Raw genomic sequence first — 23,767 nt, forward strand, 5'->3', positions numbered from 1 at the left:
GGGTCACATTCCGTTCCGTTTGCGACACATCCCGGTCACTTGCAACGCCGGCCGTCGGCGCGTGACGATTTAAACATAGATTGACAATCTATCTTTTACAGCGCAGGTTCGAAATATCATTATTAGGGAAGACAGGCGGGCAGACGGGTGATCGAGGAAAGCCGGATCGACAGGACCATCGTCATTGACGGCATTCCCTTGCCCGACATGCTGGACGAGGGGATGGTTCGCGCCGTGGTCCACGGTTTCTACGATGAGATCCTTGGCGACGATCTGCTGGGTCCGGTCTTTTCCGAAGCGATCGCCGCCGAGGCCTGGCCGCGGCATCTCGAAAAGATGTGCGATTTCTGGTCGGCGACGCTTTTGCGCACCTCGCGCTATGACGGCCGGCCGCTGCCGCCGCATCTGGCGATCCCGGGTCTCGACGAACGGCATTTTCGCCGCTGGCTTTCGCTGTTCCGCGCCACCGTGCGGCGGCTCTGTCCGCCCGAGGTCGCGCAATTGTTCATGAACAGGGCCTTGCGCATCGCCCACAGCTTCCGACTGGCGATCGCCTTCCATCGCGGTGAGAACGCGATCCACATTCAGCCGATCGCCGAGGACGCGCTGTGACCGGGGCGGGACGCGGCGCAGGAGAGCCGCAGCAGGGAGCCAGACCATGCGCCTGACGAGTTTTTCCGACTACGCCCTGCGCATGCTGATGTTCGCGGCCTCGAGCGGCGAGAAGACATTCACGATCGAGGCCGCCTCGCGCGCCTTCGGCGTATCGCGGACCCATCTCAACAAGGTCGCCAACACGCTGACGCGCGGCGGTTTCCTCACCGCCATGCGCGGACGGTCGGGAGGCCTGGTCCTCGCCCGCTCCGCCGAAACGATCCGCATCGGCGATGTCGTGCGGCTGACGGAGCCGGACTTTGCCGTCGTCGAATGTTTTGCCACGGGCAACCAGTGTGTGTTGACGCGGGCTTGCAAGCTTTCGGGCATGATGGGTGAGGCGATCGGCTCTTTCCTGTCGACACTGGACCGCTACACGCTCGCCGACATCGTCCTCGCGCCCACGGCCTTCGCCGCCATCCTGCCGGATGCGCCGGAAAGGCCGCGCCGATCCTATCGCCGCAAGACGGCGGCGGTCACTGCGGCCGGTGACGCCGCGCCGATTTCGCCGGACACCCTGCCTGACCCATCTGCGCCCTGAACCAAGGAGAAGAACCATGGTCGAGACCCCGAAGAACGACACCCCGAAGACCCTAACGGCCCAGCCGATCGACGGCGGCAGTTCCCTGTTGCCGATGTTGGTCGTCGGCCTGGTCATGGTCACCGTCGGCTATGCCGTGCTGATGATGTTCGTCTGATCGCAGCTTTCAGCCGCTCACCCTGCCGCCCTTTACGGACCGCCGCGCGCCGCGGAGGTCACGGGTGCGCCTCCGGAGCACGACACATAACCTTCATCAAACCTTCACACTGCAGAAAGGTTTTCTTGACGAATTGCAAGGCAACCTTGCCGCTATAAAAACAAATGGATTTTGGAGAAAGATCATGGTTCCGGGCGCCGCGGTGGAGACAGGCATCTTGCGCCGTTTCGCCAATGACCAGTTGCTGACCCTTGCTAAGCTCGTCGTCGAAAATGCCCTTCAGCCGATCGTCGAGGTCGGCACCGGCGCGGTGTTCGGCTATGAGAGCCTGATGCGCGGCCACGACCGGATCGGTTTCGACAGTCCGCTTGATCTGCTCGATCAGGCCGCCGCCGCCGGCCATCTTGTGGCGCTGGAGCAGATGGTGGCGAGCCGGGCGCTCGCCAAATTCGCGACCCTGCCGCATTTTTCCGACACCACGCTCTTTCTCAATCTCGACGTCCGGCTGATCGCCCGCGGCGACGAACTGGTCGACAGCGTGCTGCAGCACCTGCGCCAGGCCAATATTCCGCCCTCGTCGATCTGCTTCGAACTGTCGGAGCGCTTCGACAATACCAGTGTGCCGGAATTCGCCGGCCTCGTGGCGCGGCTCCGGAAATCCGGCTTCAAGCTGGCGATCGACGATTTCGGCGTCGGCCATGGCGAGATGAAGCTTTTGTGCGATTTTCCGCTCGATTATGTGAAGATCGACCGCCATTTCATTGCCGGCCTCGACGGCAATCCGCGCAAGCGCCACCTCGTCAAGAACATCGTCAACTTCTGCCATGTGCTGGGTGTGCGGGTGATTGCCGAGGGCATCGAGACCGAAGCCGAATTCATCGCCTGCCGCGAATTCGGCGTCGACCTCGTGCAGGGCTGGTTCATCGCCCGCCCGACCACGCTGATGAACGAGCTGAAGCCGTCCTTTCCCCATCTGCAGGAGATCGGCAAGGTGCGCCGCAGCGCCCAGTCGCTCGACGAAATCCTCATCCGCCGGCAGATCGAACACATGCCGACCGTGTTCGAGCACGAGAGCATCGACAGCGTCTTCGATCTCTTCCGCCGCAATCCGCGCCAGTCCTTCTTCCCCGTGCTCAACGCCAATGGCGAGCCGCGCGGCATCATCAACGAGTTCCATCTGAAGGAATTCATCTACCAGCCCTTCGGCCGCGACCTGTTGAAGAACAAGGTCTACGAGCGGTCGATCTCGCATTTCGTCGAGCGCGCGCCGATTGTCGGCCTCGACGCGGATGCCGAGCGACTGATGTCGATCTTCGCCAACATGGACGGTTCCGACTGCGTGATCCTCACCGAGAACATGCGCTATGCCGGCGTCGTCTCGGCCGCCTCGCTGATCCGCATCATCAACGAGAAACAGCTGAAGACCGCGCAGGACCAGAACCCGCTGACCGGGCTGCCCGGCAACCGCGCCATCCGCGACCTGATGCAGGATTTTGCCCGCGACGGCGACGATACCCGCTTCTTCTGCTATTGCGATTTTGACCACTTCAAGCCGTTCAACGACCATTACGGCTTCCAGAGCGGCGACCACGCCATCTCGCTGTTTGCCGCCGTGCTGAGGCGCTATTTCTTCGCCGAGGGCGATTTTCTCGGCCATGTCGGCGGCGACGATTTCTTCATCGGCCTGCGTGACTGGACGCGTGAGGAACTGACCGAAATCCTCGACCGCCTTCTGTCCGATTTCCACGACGACGTGGTCGAACTCTATTCCGAGGACGATCGTGCGGCGGGGCGCATCCAGGGCCAGGACCGCCACGGGCGCGACCGCGAGTTCCCGCTGATGCGCTGCTCGATCGGCGTGCTGGAATTGCCGCAGGGCCTGGTGATCGACGACGTCAACCGCGTCTCGTCGGAGATCGCCGAGTTGAAGAAGAAGGCGAAGAGCAGCGACAGCGGCCTGGTGATCGACCTCTATTCGGGGCGCTAAGGGCACTGCCGTGAAGCGCCGCAAAAGGCCGCCGCGTCAATGAGCCTCCTTTTCAGATCGCGGGCCATGCCCTATGTCGGAAGCCTCCGACGCGAGTGATAGGAGTTCCGCCATGCCGCTTCCCGCCTCCATGCGTTTCGTCGACCTGCCGTCCTTCGGTGCGGCCGAGGTCATGACCCTTGCCACCGGCCCGCTGCCTGCGCCGAGGACCGGTGAGATCCTGGTCCGTGTCGAAGCCGCCGGCGTCAACCGCCCGGATGTCGCCCAGCGCCAGGGCACCTATCCGGCGCCCAAGGATGCAAGCCCCGTGCTCGGGCTGGAGATTGCCGGCGAGGTTGTGGCGCTCGGCGAGGGCGTCACCGAATTCGCCATCGGCGACAAGGTCTGCGCGCTCGCCAATGGTGGCGGCTATGCCGAATACTGCGTGGTTCCGTCCGGCCAGGCGCTGCCCTGGCCGAAGGGTTTTGACGCAGTAAAGGCCGCGGCCCTGCCGGAAACCTTTTTCACGGTCTGGGCCAATCTCTTCCAGATGGCGGGGCTCACCGAAGGCGAAACCGTGCTGATCCACGGCGGCACGTCCGGCATCGGCACCACCGCGATCCAGCTGGCAAAAGCCTTCGGCGCGGAAGTCTTCGCCACCGCCGGCTCCGACGAGAAATGCCAGGCCTGCACCGATCTCGGCGCCAAGCGGGCGATCAACTACAGGACAGAGGATTTCGTCGAAGTCATCAAGGCCGAGACGGGTCGGCGCGGTGTCGACACCGTGCTCGACATGATCGGCGCCGCCTATTTCCAGAAGAACCTCTCCTGTCTCGCCAAGGACGGCTGCCTGTCGATCATCGCCTTCCTCGGCGGCGCCGTCGCCGACAAGGTCGACCTCAGCCCGATCATGGTCAAGCGCCTGACCGTCACCGGCTCCACCATGCGCCCGCGCACCGCCGAGGAGAAACGCGGCATCCGCGACGAACTGGTCGCCGAGGTCTGGCCGCTGCTCGAAGCCGGCACCGTCGCCCCCGTCATCCACACCGTCCTGCCCTTCGACGACGTCGTCGAGGCCCACCGGCTGATGGAAAGCTCGCAGCATATCGGCAAGATCGTGATGAAGGTGGGGTGAGAGCTGGTGGGCGTTTTCGGCGGTCCGCCGCATGCCTGTTCGCGGGACTACGCAGCAAATGCCATCGACGGCCACTGTCGACCCGAAGCGGCCGTTGCAACCCTACATGGCTTGTTCATACAACTGAAAGCCGAAGGTCATATTCGAAGAAGCCTGCCCTGGAGGTCGCTGATGCGCTTCTGGTTGAGGGCTGATCGGGGGGGTGGAAAGGCATGCTGGTTCTGGATGGCGATCTATCGGATATTTCGAGCTGTCTTCAACGAGGCTATGGGGCTTTCCTGACCGCCCTGATCTGTTTCATCGCCTTTTCCTTCTTCGTGACAGCCATCATGCGCTTGAACCGCGATGCTAACGCTGGCAAGGCGCAAGCGAGCGCAGGCAGAATTGGTTTTTATGCGTTGTCAGGACTCTTGGTCCTCATGATTGTTGCAGGCAGTGTCGTGTTTGGCGTCGCGCGAAACCGTACCGTTCTCTTCGTGGAAAATGACCAGCTAGTTGAGCGTGGGTGCGTGAAATTGCGTTCCTACGAAGACCGGTTTCCCTTGAAGGACGTAGGCATAAATTATGAGTTCCATCCAAAGGGGCCGATCCACAGACTAAGTCTTCAGCCGTCGCCAACGAGCAGAACGCTCGTTGTGACGCTTGGTTACTCCGCGCAACTCGGCAATCTTGCCATGATCGCGCCTGTCGCCATGCGCGACTACGTCATCAAGCTTCAGGAATTGGGCAAACCGATACCAGCACCCCTCAAATAAGTCAGCACAGAGCGATTCTTTTGTGAGCTTTGCAGTTCTCCTGATTGGTATGGCTTGAGCTGAAAACGAAAGTATTTGGAGAACGGCGACCACTATAGGCGCCAAGCTGCCGATGCTGCACCGTCGCCCCCGTCATCCACACCGTCCTGCCCTTCGGCGACGTCATCGAGGCCCACCGCCTGATGGAAAGTTCGCAGCATATCGGCAAGATCGTGCTGACGCTGGGGTGAGGGCAGGGGGCGGCGGCCCCCATCCGTATGCCCTCTTCGCGGAACTACGCAGCGAATGCTACTAACGGCCACTTTCTGTCCGAAGTGGTCAACGGCGCCGTGAAAATTCCGCCGCAAAACTCCGACTTTGGCCAGGGAGCTTTGCGGCGAAACCGCTCGAAGGTTTCAGGACGTCACAAGACCGATAGTCGTTTTCACACTGCCACGAAGCCGCCGTCGACAAATAGCTCCTCTCCGCCAACGAAGCTGCTTTCGTCCGATGCCAGAAACAGAACCGTCTTGGCGATCTCTTCGGTCTGGGCGAGCCTGCCGAACGGAATAGCTTGCTGCATCCATTCTTCGGCGCCGGCATTGTTCTGCAGATAGGTCTGCATCGCCGGTGTGAGGACCATGCCGGGTGACACGACGTTCACACGAATGCGCCGGCTTTTCAGATCGGTCGTCCATGTTCGTGCGAACGAGCGGATCGCTGCCTTCGTGGCGCTGTAGACGGACAGGTTGGCAAAGCCCTTGGCTCCCGCCCCCGATCCAGTCAACACAACAGCACCACCGGCAGACATCAGGGGCAGAGCCTTTTGCACGGTGAAGACCATGCCCTTCACGTTGATGCGAAAGACGCGGTCGAAATGATCTTCTTCAATGGCACCGATCGGGGCGGACTCGGACACGCCGGCATTTGCAAACACCACGTCCACGCGGCCGTGATCACGCTTTACCTCCGCATAAAGCCGGTCGAGGTCCGTAAGATCGCTGACGTCGCCTTGGACGCCGACGGCGCCGTTGCCGATCTCCTTGAGCGCCTCGTTTAGGCGTTCTTGCCGGCGTCCCGTGACATACACATGGGCACCTTCTGCGGCGAACAACTTGGCTGCGGTCAGGCCTATGCCGTCCGTTCCGCCCGTGATCACCACGACCTTGTCCTTAAATCGTTTCGTCATGTCATTCGCTCACTTTCGCTGTAAATGGAGGATTGCTCCACTTACTATATGGAGATATCCTCCGCTTACAAGTCATGGTGAGGCGAATTTTTTGGCTGACGAAACCCCATTGCGAGCCGATGCGCAGCTAAACAAGGAGCGAATCCTTGCCGCGGCCGAGGAAGTCTTTATCGAGCGAGGCGCGGGCGTTTCATTGGACGAGGTCGCAAAGCGCGCCGGGGTTGGGATCGGGACGCTTTATCGCCGCTTCCCAAGTCGGGAAGACCTCCTGGCCGCGACGTATAGTGCCCGCTTCTTGGATTTTGCCGAGACGAGCCGTGCAAGAGCAGTTGATCTTGCCCCCTCAAACGCCCTGCGGGCCTACCTTGAAGAACTCGTCCGATATACGAATATTTATCGAGGTTTTGCGGCGTCTCTCGGGACGGTTCTCAAGATTGGAACGCCCGGATGTCTCGCTACCAGTGAAGAAGGTGCCCGACTTTTGCATGCTGCACAGGAAACGGGCGCTGTTCGACCTGACATCAGCTTCAACGATATAGTCTGCGTAGCGACCGCAATATCACTCGCTACCGAGCAAGACAGCTCACCACAAGCGCACATCGCTCATTTGGTTGGCGTATTCATGAATGGGATCGTTGAGAGCTGAAAGTCCCACCATGACCGCAATGGCCCGCGTCCCCCGTCGCCAGCCTCGTGCAACCGTCGATCCGTAAGCCTGCCGGCGACGGATGGAGGCGAAGGCCATGAAGAAGAGCTTTGAGCAGGCGCTGAAGGAATATCAGGCCGGGCGGCTGCCATCGGCGCTGAAATTCGCCGAAAAGGCCGTGGCCGAAGGCGGCGCCAGCCATCCCGGCCTCTTGGCGTTGATCGGCAACATCCAGTTCAAGTCCGGCAATCGCACGGCCGCCGCCGAGGCCTTTGCCCGCGCGGCGGAAAAGGCCGACGACAAGGCGGCCGCCGGCTATCTGAAGCTTGCGGTGACGCTCGCCCAGGCGGCCGGTCTGACCGATCTGCTGCTTGCCGTCGGCGTCCGGGCCGTGAAACTGAACCCCTCAGACCCGGAACTGGCCTTCACCGTCGCCAGCGCCTTCTTCACCCGCGGCCGCTGGGGCGACATGGACCCGATGCTGGAGCGGCTCGACCGCGACAACGACCGGCACATGGCACTGATCGTCAATCATCACCGGCTGATGAGCCGCTTCGACGCGCTCTATGCCGAACTCGACCGGGCGCTCTTGACCCGCCCCGACGATCTGTTCCTCAATGTCTCGAAATTCGCCGTCGCCCGCGAGGTTTTGGATTTCCCCACCATCGAGCGCCACGAGGCGCTGATGCGCCAGCCGGACGCACCCTTGACCGCCGGCCTGATGGCGCGCGAGCCGGCGCTTGGCCGCATCCTCTGGTCAGACGACGAGGCGCTCAATGCCCGTCCGAGCCAGGAGGGTCTAAGCTATGCCGCGACCCTGCCCTCGGCCACCCGCCGCACCCGCCGGGCCTTCTCCGCGCCGGGCGAAAAGATCCACATCGGCTACCTGTCCAATGACTTCCACGGCCATGCGACGATGACGCTGTTCCTCGAGGCCATGGCCGCCCACGACCTCGAGCGGTTCGACGTCACCCTGTTCTGCTATACCGAGCGCCATTCCGCCGCCCAGCAGGCAGCCTGGCCGGAGCACTTGCGCGCCCGGATCGTTCCGGTCGGCCACCTCTCCGACGAGGCGGCAGCCGCCCTGATCTGCGAACGCCGGACCGACATCCTGGTCGACCTCAAGGGCCACACGATGGGGGCCCGGCTCGGCATCGTCAATCTCTCCGACGCCCCATTGAAGGTCACCTATCTCGGCTTCCCCGGCTCTGTCACCGGCGTCGACCTCGACTATGCGATCACCGATCCGATCATTACCCCCGACAGTGCCAAACCCTTCTACGCGGAAAAGCTCTGCCGCCTGCCGGAGACCTACCAGGCCAACAACTGGCGCACCCGCCCGCGGCCGCAGCCGATGGAACGCAGCGATGCCGGCCTGCCGGAGGACGCCTTCGTCTTCGCCTCGTTCAACGCCAGCTACAAGATCACGCCCGGCACGCTGTCGCTCTGGGTCGCGGTGCTGTCCGCCGTGCCGGACTCGCTTTTATGGATCCTCTGCCGCTCCCCCGAGGCGCGCCGCAATTTCACTGCCGCCATCAAGGCGCGCGGCATCGATCCGGCGCGCCTGATCTTTGCCGACAACCGGCCCTATGCCGAGCATGTCAGCCGCATCCCGTTCGCCGACCTCGCGCTCGACACCCGCCCGTGGAACGGCCACACGACCACCTCCGACATGCTCTGGGCCGGCCTGCCGGTTCTGGCGACAAGGGGCAGGACCTTCGCCAGCCGGGTATCGGCCAGCCTTCTGGCCGCCATCGGCCTGCCGGAACTGATCGCCGAGACCGACCCGGATTTTGTCGACAAGGCCGTGATGCTGGCCCGCGACCCCTATGCGCTGACGGCCCTGAGGTCCCGTCTCGACGAGGCCCGCTTCACCGCGCCGCTGTTCGACAACGAGCGCTTCTGCCGCCATCTGGAGCGGGGCTACGAGGCCATGGCCGCGCGGGCGAGGGCGGGCCTGGGGCCAGACCATATCGACGTCGAGGCGCTACCGCCGCGCACCACGCCCTTCTCCGGCGAAGCCTCCTGATCGGCACCCCTTGAAACCGTGGTCCTCGACGCCCATCTCCTGTTCAGTGTCAACAAACGAAAGGGAGGTGATCGAATGTCTAATGAGATTTCGGTTTGCATGACGGGCTTGGCGAAGACGATGGTCTCGACGGGGCAGCCCTCGGCCTGACCTCGCCTTGCTACGGATCAGCCGCGTGATCCGGGTCCGGAATGGGACCAAACTCATGGAAGGGCCGCCTCGCGCGGCCCTTTTTTGTTGCCGATCGTTTTGCGATCCCTTGCCGATCGCGCCCCGGTTTGGTCTATGGACGGGAACGAAACGCAACCTGTCGAGACCAGCCATGGAAAATCCCGTCACCGTCGAAGTCACCCGCGGCAAGCTTGTCGAAAGCCGCCATCGCGGCATGGCCGTGGTGGTGGATGGCGACGGCGCCATCGTCTATTCGGCCGGCGATATCGACGCGGCGACCTTTCCCCGCTCGGCCTGCAAGGCGATGCAGGCCCTGCCGCTTATCGAAAGCGGCGCGGCCGATGCCTATGGCTTCGGGATGAAGGAACTGGCGCTCTCCTGCTCCTCGCATTCCGGCGAAGACGAGCATGTGGCGCTCGCCGCCTCGATGCTGAAGGCCGCCGGACGCGATGAAAGCGTGCTCGAATGCGGCGCCCACTGGTCGTTCGAACAGCCGGTGCTGATCCACCAGGCCCGCACGCTGGAAAAGCCGACGGCGCTTCACAACAACTGCTCGGGCAAGCATTCCGGCTTCGTCTGCGCCTGCTGCCATTCGGGCGAGGACCCGCGCGGCTATGCCGGCTACGACCATCCGCTGCAGGCGGAAATCCGCGGCATCATGGAAAACCTGACCGGCACCCCGCTCAGCCGCGACAATTGCGGCACCGACGGCTGCTCGATCCCGACCTATGCCGTGCCGCTCGTCGCGCTCGCCCGCGGCTTCGGCAAGATGGCGACGGGCAAGGGGCTGGAGCCGGTGCGGGCCGCCGCGTCGAAGCGCCTGATCGAGGCCTGCATGGCCGAACCCTTCTACGTCGCCGGCACGAAACGCTTCTGCACCCGGCTGATGCAGGTGGCCCCGGGCAAGATTTTTGCCAAGACCGGCGCCGAGGGCGTGTTCTGCGCCATCCTGCCGGAAAAGGGCCTGTCCTTCGCCGTCAAATGCGAGGACGGCACCAGCCGCGCCGCCGAAAGCATGATCGCCGCGCTTCTCGCCCGGCATTTCGACAAGGACATGCCCGAGCATTCGGCCCTGATGGCCATGGCCAACCATTCCATGCGCAACTGGAACGGCCTGCATGTCGGTGACGTGCGGGTGACGGATGTGCTGTTTGGGTGAGGGCTTCTGCGAGAGTCGGGTCGGCGCGGTTCGATGCTGCCACTGTCTGCGGGAACGACACATCAGCCTCATCCGAGGCTGATGTGTCGTTCCCGCAGTGGCGCCACCGCTCCGCCCCAGAAATGCAGGCCCAGCATCTGTGCGCTTATCTGTCAACCATGAGCAGATTGCGACCGGCGTGATCGGTGGCATCGTTAAGACGATACCGACATTGCCGGTCTTCATCCCGCCATGAGTAACGAGATGCCCAGGGCTTTCCCGAAAACGCTGCAGTGATCGCAAGGCCGAACCGGTTCTGTTAAACTTCCCCGCTGCCTGTCGTCGAAATGTCGTCAGGGGAAATAGCGCAACCCATTAAAACACCTTGAACATCTGGACCATTAGCGCAATCATGCCGTGCTTAATTGGTGCGGAGGTCAACTTGACTAATCGGGTCCATATTGACGCGCCTGCGGGCGTTATAGACATTGAAGGCGAGAAAGAGTTTGTTGAAGGCTTGCTCGCAAGATTGTTTCCTTTAATCGAGGAAGCTGGATTTGGCAGCCGCCCACATGGAGCGGAGCCAGAGGTTGTCAATGAGGCCGACTCAACCGAGGAAGCGCCTCCCGCTGAAAACGGAAAGGCAAAAGCCCGCACTCGCAAGGCATCGAAGAAGCCTCCGGCCGGCCATTCTTGCCCGGAACGAATTATGAAGCTGAAGGGCGAGGGCTATTTTTCCCAAAAGCGCAGCACGGCTGACATTGTTGCTCGATTGGCTGAGAAGGCCCAGAACCACACGAGCAGCCAAGTAAGTGCGGCCGTCGGCCCCCTCGTTAAGAGGGGAGACCTTCAGCGCATAAAGGAGGGTCAGTCTTGGCTCTACTACTGGGATAGAGACTGATTGTGGGACTAGCGACACTTCAAGACACGCTGAAAACTATACCTGCAGGTCTGCGCGATCCGCTTATTGAGGAGTTCAACCAAGCGCTCGACGAATACCGTGTAGCCGATTGGGAGAAAGTTGGCCTTAAGGCGGGCAAGTTCTGCGAGATCGCATTCTGCATCTGTGAGGGACACGCGACGGGCACCTATGCTTCCAAGCCATCAAAGCCAAGGAGCTTCCCACAGGCCTGTCAGCGTCTAGAGCAACACAACGGAACAAAGGGCAAGTCACTCTGTATGCAGGTTCCGAAGGTTCTGGCTGCGCTCTATGAACTGCGGAATAACCGAGCTATCGGCCATGTGTCTGCCGAGGTCAGTCCAAACCACATGGATGCGGAGTTTTTCCTGCGCGGCATGAAGTGGGTCATGGGCGAGTTCGTTCGCAATTATTCTCAACTGCCATTGAATGACTCGCACACCGTTGTTGAGGCTGTCACCGCCCGCAGCTTCCTTATGGTATGGGCAAGTGGCGATGTGCGGCGTGTTCTGGAACCAGCAAAGACGGCGGGTGACAAGGTGATGATCCTACTCTATGCCGAAGGCAAGCCCGTCGCCGTCGCCCAATTGCAGGCTTGGGTCGAGTACAAGAATGGAACCGACTTCAAGCGAAAAGTCATCAAGGCGCTGCACAAGAAGGCTTGGGTCCAATACGACGAGAAGGCGGGAGTTGTTCAAATCCTGCCGCCCGGACAGGCGCATGTCGAGAAGTCCGGGCTTTTGGTGACGGGGAAGTAGTTGGCTAGCACCACGCTTATCGGTCGATTTGAATACGGGCGAAAGCCGACGTAGTCCAGTCGTTGCCGGTCGGTGGCGGGCATATGGAAAACGTTCTCTGTTTAGGCGACTAGCGATAGTTAGGAGCGTGCGGCACGTAGCTGTAAATGCAATCAAGTCACTGAAATTATAGAGAAAAAATTGCGTCTATGCAATCGGCGCAACTAGGCCTTGGGCGCGAAGCGGTCATGCATACATCATGATCTCCAACGGCCCTTTCGAGCCCGAAATCTGCCGCCGCCGACCTCCGCCCCATCATCCCCTCTACGCCGGAGGCACCCCTCTGTCCTTCCGGCCATCTCCCCACAAGGGGGAGACGGAAGGCAGCGCCGGCCATACCCGGACAGACTATGCGGGCGGCAAATCGAGGCTGTTTGGCAGCGAGATCCAGATGACAGTCTGCGGCTCCGGGGAATGGCGTGACAGGTGGCCCTTGCCGTGCGTGTCTTCCACGAGCACGAAGCTGCCCGCCTGAACGTGGCGCACCTCTCCGTCGCTCGTCTCGTATTCTACCGAGCCATCCAGCCTGATCGTAAGCACCGACTCGGGAACCGTATGCCAGGCAACCTCGCGCATGCCCGCCGGGATATGGGTGAAGCGGACGCGAGACGCCGGATAGCTGGCCGTAACGTCGAACGACACGGCGTCAGGGTGCACCGAAATCTTGGTCGTCGGCAATTCAACTTCGTCGAAATGCGACTCGCCATCCGGGCTGGCATAGATGCGCAGGCATTTCATTGCGGCTGGCTCCTTTTGGCTCGTCATGCTGAAGCGAAGCATGCCTACCATGAAGGAGCGGGGGGTAACACCACTCGTCTCGTGCGAGAGTCCGGCGTGGCCCGAAATCCGCCGTTGCCGACCTCCGCCCCATCATTCCCCTATACGCCCGAGAAAAACCCCCTCTGGCCTGCCGACCATCTCCCCCACAAGGGGGGAGAAGACCCGCGGCGGGCGCCGTGGCCAGCCCCTCTCCCTTGTGGGGAGGGGTTGGGGAGGGGAAGCCAAGAGTGGGAGGTCGGGGGTGATGTCGGACACGGGGACCACTCTGCCGCCCTTCACGCCATCACCGCCACCCCTCGCCTCGCGTCGAGAATGTGCCGCTTTCTCGAAATCGCCGGTCGACGGGCCGTGGCGCGCCGGTCGCCGCCCACACGGTCAAGACAGTATCTGCATGATCACCGACGGCGAACTGAGGAAGCCACCGGCCACTGGTCCAACAAATCCGAGCGCCAGTGCTCCGACGGACCGGTGGCTCTGCCAACCCATGTAAGCGCCCGCGGCGATTGCCGCGGTGACGATCGACACGGCCCATACGATCCTGGTCAGTGAGGCGGCGCACTGCAGGAAAGCTCGAGACACTTGCGCTTCCTGTGGGTGTCGTGTAGAAACTGAACTGAATGGTTCAGTATATAAGCCCCACTCTCGATCTCTCCTTTGCGGCGCTGTCCGATGCGACCCGCCGCGGGATCATCGACCAGCTTGGGCGAGGGGATGCGTCGATCACCAGTCTGGCGGACAGGTTCCAGATGACGCTGACCGGCATGAAGAAGCACGTCCAGGTCCTCGAGCGGGCGGGGCTCGTCATCACGCAGAAGGTGGGACGGGTGAGAATTTGCGGGCTTGGGAAAGGTGGGCTCACGGCCGAAGCCGAGTGGATCGAGGCGCATCGCAGGCTCTTTGAGGCCCGCTTCGAAGCATTGGACGAAATCATCAGCGAAATGAACCGGGAGGGACGCGATGAATGAGCAGGTTGACAATGCAGGAGGCGCGCAGAACCGCACGTCAATCGAACGCAGAGGGGATCGCGAACTGGTCATAACGCGGACATTCGATGCGCCGCCGAGCACGGTCTACAGGGCGTGGAGCCAGCCCGAGCTGTTCCAGCGCTGGTGGCTGCCGAAATCGGCATCCGGCATTTCGCTCGTATCCTGTGAAATGGACGTCCGCACCGGCGGCAAATATCGGCTGGAATTCGGCGCGGGCGGTTCGGACACCATGGCCTTCTACGGCAAATATCTCGAGGTGGTCCCGAACGAACGCATCGTCTGGACCAATGACGAGGGCGAAGAAGGCGCGGTCACGACCGTGACCTTCGAGGATATGGGCGGGAAGACGCTGCTGCATTTCCACGAAGTCTACCCGTCCAGGGAGGCGCTCGATGAAGCCATACAGGGTTCGGCCGCCGCATTGCCCGAACAACTGGAGCAGCTCGACGAATTGCTTGCCAGCATGGGCGAGTAGCACGGGTCGGAAAGGTGACCCGGGCAACGTTTGCTGTTGGAGCCAACCCCCCTCTGGCCTGCCGGCCATCTCCCCCACAAGGGGGGAGAAGACTCGCGGCGGGTGCCGCGGCTAGCCCCTCCCCCTTGTGGGGAGGGGTTGGGGAGGGGAGGCCAAGAGTGGGAGGAGCAGCCAGGAGCAGGAGGTCGGCGACGATGTCAGAATGACGGGAACCACCTTCGCCGCCCCTTACTCCAACACCACCCCAGCCTCGCGACAGGGCGCAAGCCGTGCCGCCGAAAGCATGATCGCTGCCCTTCTCTCTCGCTATTTCGAAAAGGACGGCGCAGAACAGGTGGCCCTGATGGGCATGGCCAATCACTCGATGCGCAACTGTGCCGGCTGCATGTCGGGACGTCGGCTGACAAACGTGCCTTTCGATCGAGGCACCATTCCTCTATCCGGCAAGGGCGACGGCATCGGCGCCCGCCGGGATGCGCATGGGCGATGACGGATCGGTCGCGGCGCGCCAGATGGCCTCAGCCACATCGTCCGCATGGGTGATTTCCGCTTCTCCCTGCTGCTCCCACCCGGCGAACACGGACTTGACCACGGCGGCATAGGCTTCCGGGAAGCCGCCTTCCGCCTGAATTCTTGATCGCGCCGTGTCGCCGAAGCTGGTCGCCGGCGCGCGGCCGGGCAGGACGACCTTCATCCGCACGTTGAAAGGTTCGAGTTCCAGCGCCGCAGCCTCCGTAAAGGCATTCACGGCGGCCTTGCTGGCCGCGTAGACCGACAGCAGCGGCAGAGGCATCAGCGTCACGCTCGACGTCACATTGATGACGACCCCTTGCCTGCGCTCCCGCAACTGCGGCAGGACCGCCTGCGTCATCGCGATGGTGCCGAAGGTGTTTGTCTCGAAGAGGTCGCGCACGATCTCCATCGGCGTTCCCTCCACCGCATTCATCCAGCCTATGCCGGCATTGTTTACCAGAACGTCGATCGGGCCGGCCGCCTCGACCGCCTTGCGGATGCTGTCGGCGTCCGTGACGTCGAGAGCGAGGATGTCGAGATTTTCCGAGCTGGGCAGGAGGTCGGCGCGCGGCGTGCGCATCGTCGCCACGACCCTCCAGCCCTTTTCGAGAAAGAGTTTTGCGGTCTCCAGTCCGAACCCGGAGGATGTCCCGGTGATGAGAACGGTCTTCATGCTTCTTTTCCTTTTCAGTCTTGGATGAAAGAAGGGTAGATCGTTCAGAGGATGCGATATATAATCTATGATCCATAAAACATTATCAGGAGTGTCGTTTGAGCGATCCACTCGCCGAGATGGTCACATTGCTGCAGCCGAGCGCGGGCTTGTCGAAAGCCGTCAGCGGAGGTGGTGTCTGGAGTGTCACCCGCGACGGGCCGGGAAACCCGTTCTATTGTGTGGTGATCGAGGGCGCGTCCCGCCTTGCGGTGGAAGGCGAGGCCCCGGTCGAGCTGCGTGCGGGCGATTTCGTGCTGGTTCCCGGCATGTGCAACTTCACCATGTCGGGCAGCGGAGAGACGCTGGATCACACGGTCGATCCGCGCACGGTCACCCGGCTTCCGGGCGAGATCAGGCACGGCGATCCCCACGCGCCCGCCAATGCGCGGCTGCTGGTCGGCCATTTCTCCTTCGGTTCGCCGGATGCGGACCTGCTCCTGTCCCTGCTGCCGCGGTTCTTTCATGTCCGCGGAGATGAAAGGCTGTCGGCCCTGGTCAGGCTCGTGACCGATGAAGCCCGCAACGAAAGGCCGGCGCGCGAGATGATCCTCGCCCGGCTGCTGGAAGTGCTGCTGCTGGAGACCCTGCGCTCGACCTCGGGTAAGACCGCACCCCACGGCATCCTGCGCGGTCTCGGCGACGAACGCCTCGCACCCGTCATCCGCCTGCTTCACGAACATCCGACCCGGGAATGGACGATGGAGCAACTGGCGGGCGAGGCCGCACTCTCCCGGTCCGCATTCTTCAATCGCTTTCGCCGTGCGATGGGCGTGGCGCCCATGGAATATCTGATTTCCTGGCGGATGACGCTGGCGAGAAACCTCCTCATGAAGGGCAATATCGACATTCAGGAAGTCGCAGAACGGGTCGGCTATCGCTCCGCCAGCGCCTTCAGCACCGCCTTCACCCGCTTCGTCGGACTTCCGCCATCGAGATTTGCTTTAGTTGCCGATAGGGATTGAGATTTTGCGACCTCCCCCCTCGATCACCGCCACCCCGGCCTCCCGATAGGGCGCCAGCCTCTCTCCGTCGATCCCGGCCGGCACGATCAGCCCGGTGATCGCGTCGAGCGGCGCGATGCGGCAGGGGGAGACGGCGTCGAGCTTTTCCTCTGTCACCGCCACATAGGTTTTCGCGCTCGCATCGAGAATGTGCCGCTTGATCGCCGCCTCCTCGAAATCGCCGGTCGACAGGCCGTGGCGCGGATGGACCGCGGTGACGCCGAGGAAGAAGATGTCGGGGCGGATCGTGTCGATCGCGGCCATCGCCCGGGCACCGACCGCAACCATCGAATGCTTGTAGAGCCGCCCGCCGATCAGGATCACCTCGACCTTGGCATGGTGCTCGAATTCGGCAGCGATCGTCGGCGAATGGGTGGCGACGACAAGCGGCATGTCACGCGGCAGGTGGCGGGCGATCTCCGCCGTCGTCGTGCCGCCGTCGAGGAACACCATCTGCCCCGGCGCAATGAGGGCCGCCGCCCGCGCGCCAAGCGCCGCCTTTTCCGCATTCGCCACGCTGCGGCGGGCGGTGAGGTCCGGCAGATCGGGGGCAATGGGCAGGGCCCCGCCATGCACCCGCTTCAGCAGTCCCTGCGCCGCCATCTCGTTCATGTCGCGGCGGACCGTGTCTTCCGAGACATTGAGTTCCCGCGCCAGCGCCCCCGCCAGGGCCTGGCCCTCGGTCCGCAGGATCTCGAGGATATGCGTCCTGCGCTGGCTGCCGAGCATAACGTGTTCCTGCGTGTTCGTTCCGGAATGTTCACGATAATACGCGAATGGATTCGACAATCCAGCAAAATCACGCAAGATCGTGCAGGCTTGCAGAATGCAGGTGAGACAAACCATGGGAGATGAACGCATGCTGATACTGATTGCCGGCCCCTATCGCTCCGGCACCGGCGACGACCCGGTGAAGATGGCGGAGAATCTCAAGCGGCTGGAGGCGCCGTCGCACGCGCTGTTCAAGGCGGGGCACGTGCCGATGATCGGCGAATGGGTGGCGCTGCCGGTCTGGCATGCGGCGGGGGGAAAGACGATCGGCGACGATCTCTACGAAGAAATCTTCCACCCGGTGGCGGGCCGCCTGCTGCAATTGTGCGAAGGCGTGCTGCGCCTGCCCGGCGCCTCGAAAGGGGCGGACAACGATGTTCGCATCGCCACGGAACGCGGCATTCCCGTCTGGTACCGGCTGGAGGACGTGCCCGGCTGCGCCTGAGACGGGTGGCCGTGATCATCGGCGCGCCCCTCCGTGTCAGGGGAGGGGCCACCGTCCGGGTTCGCTGACCCGCGCTGCGGCCCGGCGTTCAGGAGACGTCAGGCGGCAAAAATCGCCGCGTCGTCGTTGAAGGCCTTGAACTCCAGCGCATTGCCGGAGGGATCGAAGATGAACAGGGTGCGCTGCTCGCCGGCCTGCCCCTCGAAGCGCAGTTTTGGCTTCAGCCCCCAGCGCGTGTCCGGGTCGGCCTCCAGCCGCTCGACCAGCGCCAGGAAATCGCCCATGGCGAGGATCACGCCGAAATGCGGGATCGGCACTACGTCGCCGTCGACGGCGCCGCTGGCCGTGTCCCTCGGCATTTCCGCTCTCAGATGCGCCGACATCTGGTGCCCGAACAGGTCGAAGTCGATCCACTTGCCGGGGCTTTCGCGGCCGACGCGGCAGCCGAGCACCGTGCCGTAGAAATGCCGCGTCGCTTCTATGTCGGTGATGGGAAAGGCCAGATGAAACGGGCGCATGGGGGTCTCCTCGATTGTGTTCTTCGTCCAGCCTAGCGCCATTGGGCCCGCGCGCAAGCCATCCAGCCGGTGTCGCGGTTGTCGCTTTTGCAATTGACAATTGAATGTTGCAATGCACAATCGTTTGCGTCGACTGCAATGATCATCACCGCAAGACCGTTCCGGATGTGCATGAGGTGCGTGTATGAGCAGGATTACGCTTTCGTCGCGCGAAATCGCCGCGGTGGACTATGATCCGGAAGCGTTGCGGCTCGAAGTCGAGTTGCGCAAGGGTGACGTCTACGAGATCGACGGTGTGCCGGAGACCATCTACCAGACCCTGATCACTTGTGAATCTCCTGGCACCTATTACCACCTGCATATCCGCAAGGGCGATTACAAGATGACGCGGTTGCGCTGAGGCGACGGCCGGGTCACGGGCGGGCGCAGGCCGCGCCGCGCCCGGCACCTTTCCTATTCCTGTTCGTCGAAACGCGTCTGCCACATGGCCTTGAAGGCGGGCCGCTCCTGGCAGCGCTTCAGCCAGGCGGCGGTGTGCGGATGCTCGTCCATCAACGGCTGGTAGGGTTGGCCGTAGCGCACCACTTCGGCGAGGTTGAGATCGGCGACGGTGAAGCGTCCGCCCACCGCATAATCATTGGCGGCGAAATGCTTTTCCAGCACGCCGAACGGCCGCTTCAGCAGGCGCGACACCACCTCCGCCTCGGCCTGTCCGGCCTCGGTGGCAAGCCGTCCCTGCGCATTGGCCAAGGAGATCTTCAGCGCATTGGCCTCGATCTCCGCCGCGGCGAAGAACGACCACTGGGTGATCAGCGCGTCCTCGGCGAGATCCTTCGGCGCCAGCGGGCCGCCGTGCTTCTTGGCGAGGTAGAGGTTGATCGCCATGCTCTCATAGAGCCTCAGCCCGTCGTCGTCGATGGCCGGGATCGCGCCCATCGGATTGACGGCCAGGTATTCCGGCGAGCGGGTATTGGTCCTGACCCCGGCCGCCATCGGGTCGGCAAGCTTGTAGGCCTGGAGAACCGGCACGTGCTCGAACGCCAGCCCGAGTTCGCCGGCGAGCCAGAAGGTGCGCGTCGCCCGCGATTTGTAGACGCCATAGATCTTCAGCATGAAAGGGACCCTCCGATTGATTTGCCGGAAGGCTATCGGTCGCAAGCACCGATGAAAAGCCGGAGATCGGTGATCCGGCCATGAATTTCCATGATGACCGCCGGCGCCAATGTTGACTTCGCGGCGGCGAAATCTTAACGCATAGGCATGGGTCCGCAGTTCACCCAGGCGTCACCGCCCCGCAAGGGGAGCTAAACCTGACTTTCTCTGAAGAAAACCGACAGCCACTTTTCCCGTGCCTGGTCGGAAGACGGTGACCACCGGCTTTTCTGGTTCGCCAGGGCACGATATCGAGGAAGTGACGATGTCGCGTATCATCCATACCTATGAGGCGCCCGATCTGTCGGCGCTTGCCAGGACCATCAAGCGGGAACTCGAAGCGCGGAGCGAAACGCCCGGCCATGTCGAGATCCTCAACATCCTGTCGCGCGCGGCGGGCTTTCGCAATTATCAGCACCTGAAGGCCTCGCGCGCCGCCGAAACCCGTCTCGCCACGGCGCCGGAACCGCAGCCCGAAGTCGACTTCCGCCGGGTCGAAACCGCGGCGCGCTGCTTCGACGCCAAGGACGTTCTTCTGCGCTGGCCGGGCAAGACCAATCTTCAGGCTCTCTGCCTGTGGAAGCTGTGGTCCTTCTTCCCCGCCGAAGAGGAAATGACCGAGCGCCAGGTCAACGACCTGCTGAAGCGCCACCACGCTTTCGGCGATCACGCGCTCATTCGCCGCGAGATGGTCAATCTGAAGCTTCTGGCACGCACCGCCGATTGCCGCAGCTACCGCCGCATCGAACGCCGCCCGCCGCCCGATGCGCTGGCGCTGATCCGGGGCTAGTGCGAGAGCCGCATGGCCGTCCTGCAACGGCCATGCGGGGCTTGCTTTCGCGTCAATGGCGCTGCGGCGCAAATGAAGGCTGCGATCGCGTGGTCAGCCGGCCGCGCTGATCGGGGTTTCGGTTATGCCGAGTGGGGTGCCGATGATGCGGTGCTCCCTGATCAGCGTCGAAATGGCCGAACGGTCGACCGCCCGCGAATAGAGGTAGCCTTGGCCGTAGATGCAGCCGAGCCGGTAAAGCGATTCGGCCTGTTCCGCCGTCTCCACGCCCTCGGCGACGACGCCGATGCCGAGGCCCTTGGCGATGTCGATCAGCCCCTTGATGATGACGGCGCCGGCCCGGTCGTTGACCATGCGCTGCACGAAGCACTTGTCGATCTTGATGACGTCGACGGGAACGGTGAGCAGATGGGTGAGCGAGGCAAAGCCGGTGCCGAAGTCGTCGAGCGCGACGCTCATCCCGGCGGTTCTCAGGTCCTGGATCTGCTCGGCGACGATCTGGTCGCGCTGGTCGAGATAGACGCTTTCGGTCACTTCGACTGTGACCTTCTTCAACGGCACGCCCACCTCGGCGAAATAGGAAGCGACCCGATCGGCCAGCCCCGTGCGGTAGAAGTCGGCGGCGGACAAATTGACGCTGACCCGGCCGAAGTCGATCCCGGCATCCATCCAGCGCCGCGTGTCGGCCGCGACCTTGCCGAGCATGCGCCGGGTCAGTTCGAAGGCGATGTTGGCGTCCTTGGTCGCTTCGTGGAAATGCGCCGCCGCCAGCATTTCGCCGTTGCGCGTCTTCATCCGGCAGAGCGCCTCGAGGCTGGCGATCCGACCGGTCGCCAGGTCGACGATCGGCTGGTAGTAGGCCTCGATGCGTTCTTCGCGCAGCGCCTCGGTTACGTCCTGGATCGCCCGGAACCGCTTGACGATCGCGGTGCCCAGGCCCGGCACGTATTCGATATAGTTGCCGCGCGCCCGTTCCTTGGCATGATAAAGCGCGTAGTCGGCGTTCTGGCGCACCTGTTCGGCGCTGTTGCCGGCCATGGCCACAGCACCGCCGAGCGTGACCGACGGATAGATCACATGGTCGGAGCAGGTGCAGGGAAGTCTGATCGCCTCCAGCACCCGGGCGGCGACGGCGGAGAGATCCTTGCTCGCGTCGCCGGCGACAATGATGGCGAACTCGTCGCCGCCGAGGCGAAAGCTCATGCCGGCCTCGCCGACGGAGGCGATGCGGGCTGCCACATTGCGGATCAGGTCGTCGCCCGCCCGGTGACCGAAGGTGTCGTTGACCAGCTTGAGATTGTCCACGTCGGCCAGCAGTACGCCCCAGGGGCAATCGCTCTGGTCCTGCGATGCGACAACGTCGTTGAACCGGCCTCGATTGGGCAGTTGCGTCAGCGCATCGGTTTCGGCAAGCCGGCGCCGTTCGGCCACGCGCTGGTCGCGCTCGATGGCGATGGCGCAGAGATGCACGCAGGCTTCGACGATCTTCTCTTCGACTTCGGAAGGGCCACGCGGCGTGTGAAAATAGAAGGCGAAGGTGCCGAGCACCTTGCCCGAGCCGATGATCGGCGTCGACCAGCAGGCCGCGAGCCCGAGAGGAAGGGCGAGTTGCTTGAAGTCGGCCCAGTAGGGATGGCTGGCAATATCGGTGACCGTCACCGGCTTGCCGGTAAAGGCGGCCGTGCCGCACGATCCGACGCCGGGGCCGATCTGCACGCCGTCGATCGCCGCAGCGTAGTGGGCGGAAAGCGAGGGGCCGGCAAGGTGGCGCAGCCGGTTCTGCGGATCGAGCGCCAGCACCGAGCAGACGATGCCGGGGACGATCTCTTCGACGGTGCGGCACAGCAGATCGACCGTCTCCCCGAGCGGAACGCCCGTGGCAATCATTTCAAGGATCTTGTTTTGCAGCTTTGTCAGCATGGCCGTACGCGAGGTTGTCTGTCCGCGAATACAACCACGTCGGCCTTAAGCAGTTGTTACGAGGACCCTAAAATAGCAATGTAACGATGTTTTCGCGCGCATGTTGCATCTGAGCCCGTATGGCGAGCCGCCCGCGGCCGAGGCCTCAGCCACGCCGGTTTCCCTCGATCGTCAGGTGTCCGAAGTCACCGGCACCCTCGATCAACTCGCCACCCGCCTTGTCGTTCCAGCGATAGCCGAGGATGGCGCCGTCGCTCGCTTCGCTGATCACATTTCCGGAAATCAGCGTCGTACCGCTGCCCTCGACCACCGAGACGGCAATGCCGACCGGGCAATTGCGGATGATGTTGGCGCTCGCCACCACGTTGCGCAAATAGGGACCCCAGCCGAGCATCACCCCCCATTTCGGCGCGTTTTCGATGACATTGCCGGTCACCACCGTGTCTGCCTCCACCGCAATGCCGAAACCGAAGCCGGCGCCGTCATGGGGGTAGGGGCCTTCGAGCTTCAGGTTGCGCACGATATTGCCGGAGACCGTGGAGAGGCGGCCGCCCTGGTCGAGATTGACGACGAGAATGCCGTTGGCCGCGCCATCGACCAGATTGTCGGCGATCAGCGCGCCTTCGAAGGAGAACTCCGCATAGATCGCCGTCTCGCCCGAGCGCAGGCACTGGTTGGTGGCGATCGTCACGTTCGACGCCGAGTTGGCGCGGATCGCCGAGAAGGCGCAGTCGGAGACGTGATTGCCCGCAACCAGCACATTGTCGGCGCGGAACAGGTTGATGCCGTTGCCGTTCTGCCCGGTGCCGCCGGCCCGGGCGGCGATCCGGGCGATGCGGTTGCCGCTCACCATGGCGCCGTCCTCGCCCTTGGTCCAGCGATGCACCAGGATGCCGCCATTGCCGCAGTCGGAGACGTCGTTGTCCTTGATCGCCAGCGCTCTCGTCTCGATCGCCAGCAGTCCGGCATCGGCGGCGCCGGTGATGCGGCAGTCGCTGATCCGTCCGCCGCAGCGCTCCAGTTGCAGGCCATGCTTGCGGCTGCCGACGATCTCGCAGTCGACGATCTCCACCGCATCGACCGTGCGAAAGGAGACGAGCGCATCGGCATAGTCGGCGAGCCAGCGATTGGCGCCGTCGAGCGTGATGCCGGAAAGCGCGACATGGCGGACGTCGCGCGCGGTTACCAGATGGCCGTCGCCGCTATAGGAGAGACGGGTGGCGCCCGGCACGCCGATCAGACGTGTGCCGTCGGGCAGGTCGAGATTGGAAACTTCGTAAGTACCGGCCGGCAGGAAGACCGGCTGGCCGCCGGCGGCTGCGGCATTGAGCAGCGCCTGCAGCTTGCGGCTCTGGTTGTCCGCGGCGCCCGGCACGATGCCGGCCTCCGCCGCATCCAGCGCCCCGCGCAGGTCGGCGGCGATCGGCTGCGACTGGGCGGAAGCGTGGGGCGCGGAAAACACCAGCCGCAAGGCCGGCAGGCTTGCCAGAGCACCCAGAATGTCACGCCTTTTCAGCATCACCGCTCCCTGTTGAAGACTGGCCCGCGCAGCCAGAGACGGCTGCCCGCGCATCCGATCTCCGAAACCTTGGCCGAAAGTGCCGGGCGCGGCAAGCAGGGCTGCG

General features: G+C 63.1%; 26 protein-coding genes and 1 pseudogene. 19 read left to right on the forward strand and 8 right to left on the reverse strand.

The annotated features are described in order from the left end of the window. The first annotated feature begins 147 nt into the window (after positions 1-147). The 7 genes and pseudogenes from L867_RS0111315 to L867_RS26830 all read left to right on the forward strand — a co-directional run. The gene (locus L867_RS0111315) at positions 148-612 is read left to right on the forward strand and encodes a group III truncated hemoglobin (RefSeq protein WP_028736990.1); all 465 of its coding nucleotides are present in this window, start codon (positions 148-150) and stop codon (positions 610-612) included. Between the two features lie 46 nt (positions 613-658). Further along, positions 659-1,195 (forward strand): RrF2 family transcriptional regulator, encoded by a 537-nt coding sequence (locus L867_RS25085; RefSeq protein ID WP_084638524.1) that lies wholly within the window; start codon positions 659-661, stop codon positions 1,193-1,195. A 16-nt stretch (positions 1,196-1,211) separates the two neighbouring features. Continuing rightward, positions 1,212-1,352 carry a hypothetical protein gene (locus L867_RS27345; RefSeq protein ID WP_156951560.1) on the forward strand — a complete coding sequence of 47 codons (141 nt, stop codon included), beginning with the start codon at positions 1,212-1,214 and terminating at the stop codon, positions 1,350-1,352. Between the two features lie 184 nt (positions 1,353-1,536). After that, positions 1,537-3,339, forward strand: a complete 1,803-nt coding sequence (locus L867_RS0111330) for a bifunctional diguanylate cyclase/phosphodiesterase (RefSeq protein ID WP_028736991.1) — start codon at positions 1,537-1,539, stop codon at positions 3,337-3,339. Between the two features lie 112 nt (positions 3,340-3,451). Beyond that, positions 3,452-4,453, forward strand: coding sequence for an NAD(P)H-quinone oxidoreductase (locus L867_RS0111335; RefSeq protein ID WP_028736992.1), 1,002 nt, complete (start codon positions 3,452-3,454; stop codon positions 4,451-4,453). A gap of 212 nt (positions 4,454-4,665) precedes the next feature. Next, on the forward strand, positions 4,666-5,208 hold the full coding sequence (locus L867_RS0111340; protein WP_028736993.1) for a hypothetical protein: 543 nt from the start codon (positions 4,666-4,668) through the stop codon (positions 5,206-5,208). 119 nt (positions 5,209-5,327) lie between these two features. Beyond that, positions 5,328-5,438, forward strand: a pseudogene (locus L867_RS26830) (zinc-binding dehydrogenase); the annotation flags it as partial. A gap of 194 nt (positions 5,439-5,632) precedes the next feature. Here the strand turns inward: L867_RS26830 and L867_RS0111345 are convergent. Further along, positions 5,633-6,376 carry an SDR family NAD(P)-dependent oxidoreductase gene (locus L867_RS0111345; RefSeq protein WP_028736994.1) on the reverse strand — a complete coding sequence of 248 codons (744 nt, stop codon included), beginning with the start codon at positions 6,374-6,376 and terminating at the stop codon, positions 5,633-5,635. Between the two features lie 91 nt (positions 6,377-6,467). Between L867_RS0111345 and L867_RS0111350 the strand changes: the two genes are divergently transcribed. The 5 genes from L867_RS0111350 to L867_RS0111370 all read left to right on the forward strand — a co-directional run bounded on the left by L867_RS0111350 (position 6,468) and on the right by L867_RS0111370 (position 12,037). After that, on the forward strand, positions 6,468-7,022 hold the full coding sequence (locus L867_RS0111350; protein ID WP_037173137.1) for a TetR/AcrR family transcriptional regulator: 555 nt from the start codon (positions 6,468-6,470) through the stop codon (positions 7,020-7,022). A 97-nt stretch (positions 7,023-7,119) separates the two neighbouring features. Continuing rightward, the gene (locus tag L867_RS0111355) at positions 7,120-9,051 is read left to right on the forward strand and encodes an O-linked N-acetylglucosamine transferase, SPINDLY family protein (RefSeq protein ID WP_051438933.1); all 1,932 of its coding nucleotides are present in this window, start codon (positions 7,120-7,122) and stop codon (positions 9,049-9,051) included. Between the two features lie 322 nt (positions 9,052-9,373). Continuing rightward, positions 9,374-10,381, forward strand: a complete 1,008-nt coding sequence (locus L867_RS0111360; RefSeq protein ID WP_028736997.1) for an asparaginase — start codon at positions 9,374-9,376, stop codon at positions 10,379-10,381. A 364-nt stretch (positions 10,382-10,745) separates the two neighbouring features. Continuing rightward, complete coding sequence (locus L867_RS27350) at positions 10,746-11,261, forward strand: hypothetical protein (protein WP_104368049.1); 516 nt, start codon at positions 10,746-10,748, stop codon at positions 11,259-11,261. A gap of 2 nt (positions 11,262-11,263) precedes the next feature. After that, a complete protein-coding gene (locus tag L867_RS0111370) occupies positions 11,264-12,037 on the forward strand; it encodes a hypothetical protein (protein WP_028736999.1) in 774 nt (257 codons plus the stop codon). Between the two features lie 387 nt (positions 12,038-12,424). On the opposite strand, the gene L867_RS0111375 is transcribed toward L867_RS0111370, so the two are convergent. After that, on the reverse strand, positions 12,425-12,814 hold the full coding sequence (locus L867_RS0111375; protein WP_028737000.1) for a cupin domain-containing protein: 390 nt from the start codon (positions 12,812-12,814) through the stop codon (positions 12,425-12,427). Positions 12,815-13,473: 659 nt separating this feature from the next. Between L867_RS0111375 and L867_RS0111385 the strand changes: the two genes are divergently transcribed. The 3 genes from L867_RS0111385 to L867_RS28200 all read left to right on the forward strand — a co-directional run bounded on the left by L867_RS0111385 (position 13,474) and on the right by L867_RS28200 (position 14,807). After that, positions 13,474-13,821 (forward strand): ArsR/SmtB family transcription factor, encoded by a 348-nt coding sequence (locus L867_RS0111385; protein WP_028737002.1) that lies wholly within the window; start codon positions 13,474-13,476, stop codon positions 13,819-13,821. Continuing rightward, complete coding sequence (locus tag L867_RS0111390) at positions 13,814-14,317, forward strand: SRPBCC family protein (RefSeq protein WP_028737003.1); 504 nt, start codon at positions 13,814-13,816, stop codon at positions 14,315-14,317. The genes L867_RS0111385 and L867_RS0111390 overlap by 8 nt, the downstream gene beginning before the upstream one ends. A 202-nt stretch (positions 14,318-14,519) precedes the next feature. After that, positions 14,520-14,807 carry a hypothetical protein gene (locus L867_RS28200; RefSeq protein WP_028737004.1) on the forward strand — a complete coding sequence of 96 codons (288 nt, stop codon included), beginning with the start codon at positions 14,520-14,522 and terminating at the stop codon, positions 14,805-14,807. Here the strand turns inward: L867_RS28200 and L867_RS0111400 are convergent. Continuing rightward, positions 14,754-15,503, reverse strand: coding sequence for an SDR family oxidoreductase (locus tag L867_RS0111400; RefSeq protein WP_028737005.1), 750 nt, complete (start codon positions 15,501-15,503; stop codon positions 14,754-14,756). The genes L867_RS28200 and L867_RS0111400 overlap by 54 nt on opposite strands. Before the next feature lie 98 nt (positions 15,504-15,601). Between L867_RS0111400 and L867_RS0111405 the strand changes: the two genes are divergently transcribed. Continuing rightward, positions 15,602-16,507, forward strand: a complete 906-nt coding sequence (locus L867_RS0111405; RefSeq protein WP_028737006.1) for an AraC family transcriptional regulator — start codon at positions 15,602-15,604, stop codon at positions 16,505-16,507. Here the strand turns inward: L867_RS0111405 and L867_RS25090 are convergent. Then, positions 16,487-17,275, reverse strand: a complete 789-nt coding sequence (locus L867_RS25090) for a DeoR/GlpR family DNA-binding transcription regulator (RefSeq protein ID WP_051438934.1) — start codon at positions 17,273-17,275, stop codon at positions 16,487-16,489. The two genes, L867_RS0111405 and L867_RS25090, sit on opposite strands and share 21 nt — an antisense overlap. A 130-nt stretch (positions 17,276-17,405) precedes the next feature. On the opposite strand from L867_RS25090, the gene L867_RS0111415 reads away from it, so the two are divergent. Continuing rightward, entirely contained in the window at positions 17,406-17,762 is a 357-nt protein-coding gene (locus L867_RS0111415; protein WP_028737007.1) for a hypothetical protein, read from the forward strand. A 98-nt stretch (positions 17,763-17,860) separates the two neighbouring features. Here L867_RS0111415 and L867_RS0111420 read toward each other — a convergent pair whose 3' ends face one another. Further along, positions 17,861-18,280, reverse strand: a complete 420-nt coding sequence (locus L867_RS0111420; RefSeq protein WP_028737008.1) for a VOC family protein — start codon at positions 18,278-18,280, stop codon at positions 17,861-17,863. A gap of 184 nt (positions 18,281-18,464) precedes the next feature. Between L867_RS0111420 and L867_RS0111425 the strand changes: the two genes are divergently transcribed. Then, the gene (locus tag L867_RS0111425) at positions 18,465-18,680 is read left to right on the forward strand and encodes a KTSC domain-containing protein (protein WP_028737009.1); all 216 of its coding nucleotides are present in this window, start codon (positions 18,465-18,467) and stop codon (positions 18,678-18,680) included. Positions 18,681-18,733: 53 nt separating this feature from the next. Here the strand turns inward: L867_RS0111425 and L867_RS0111430 are convergent, their stop codons facing one another. Beyond that, entirely contained in the window at positions 18,734-19,393 is a 660-nt protein-coding gene (locus tag L867_RS0111430; RefSeq protein ID WP_028737010.1) for a glutathione S-transferase family protein, read from the reverse strand. A 304-nt stretch (positions 19,394-19,697) separates the two neighbouring features. On the opposite strand from L867_RS0111430, the gene L867_RS0111435 reads away from it, so the two are divergent. After that, on the forward strand, positions 19,698-20,222 hold the full coding sequence (locus L867_RS0111435; protein WP_028737011.1) for a DUF2087 domain-containing protein: 525 nt from the start codon (positions 19,698-19,700) through the stop codon (positions 20,220-20,222). 93 nt (positions 20,223-20,315) lie between these two features. Here L867_RS0111435 and L867_RS25095 read toward each other — a convergent pair whose 3' ends face one another. Together L867_RS25095 and L867_RS0111445 are read right to left on the reverse strand one after the other, a co-directional pair. Beyond that, complete coding sequence (locus L867_RS25095) at positions 20,316-22,142, reverse strand: bifunctional diguanylate cyclase/phosphodiesterase (protein ID WP_051438935.1); 1,827 nt, start codon at positions 22,140-22,142, stop codon at positions 20,316-20,318. 145 nt (positions 22,143-22,287) lie between these two features. After that, the gene (locus tag L867_RS0111445; RefSeq protein ID WP_028737012.1) at positions 22,288-23,661 is read right to left on the reverse strand and encodes a TIGR03808 family TAT-translocated repetitive protein; all 1,374 of its coding nucleotides are present in this window, start codon (positions 23,659-23,661) and stop codon (positions 22,288-22,290) included. Between the last annotated feature and the right edge of the window lie 106 nt (positions 23,662-23,767).

This window comes from Paenirhizobium selenitireducens ATCC BAA-1503, from assembly GCF_000518785.1.
GTDB classification, from domain to species: Bacteria; Pseudomonadota; Alphaproteobacteria; order Rhizobiales; family Rhizobiaceae; genus Allorhizobium; species Allorhizobium selenitireducens.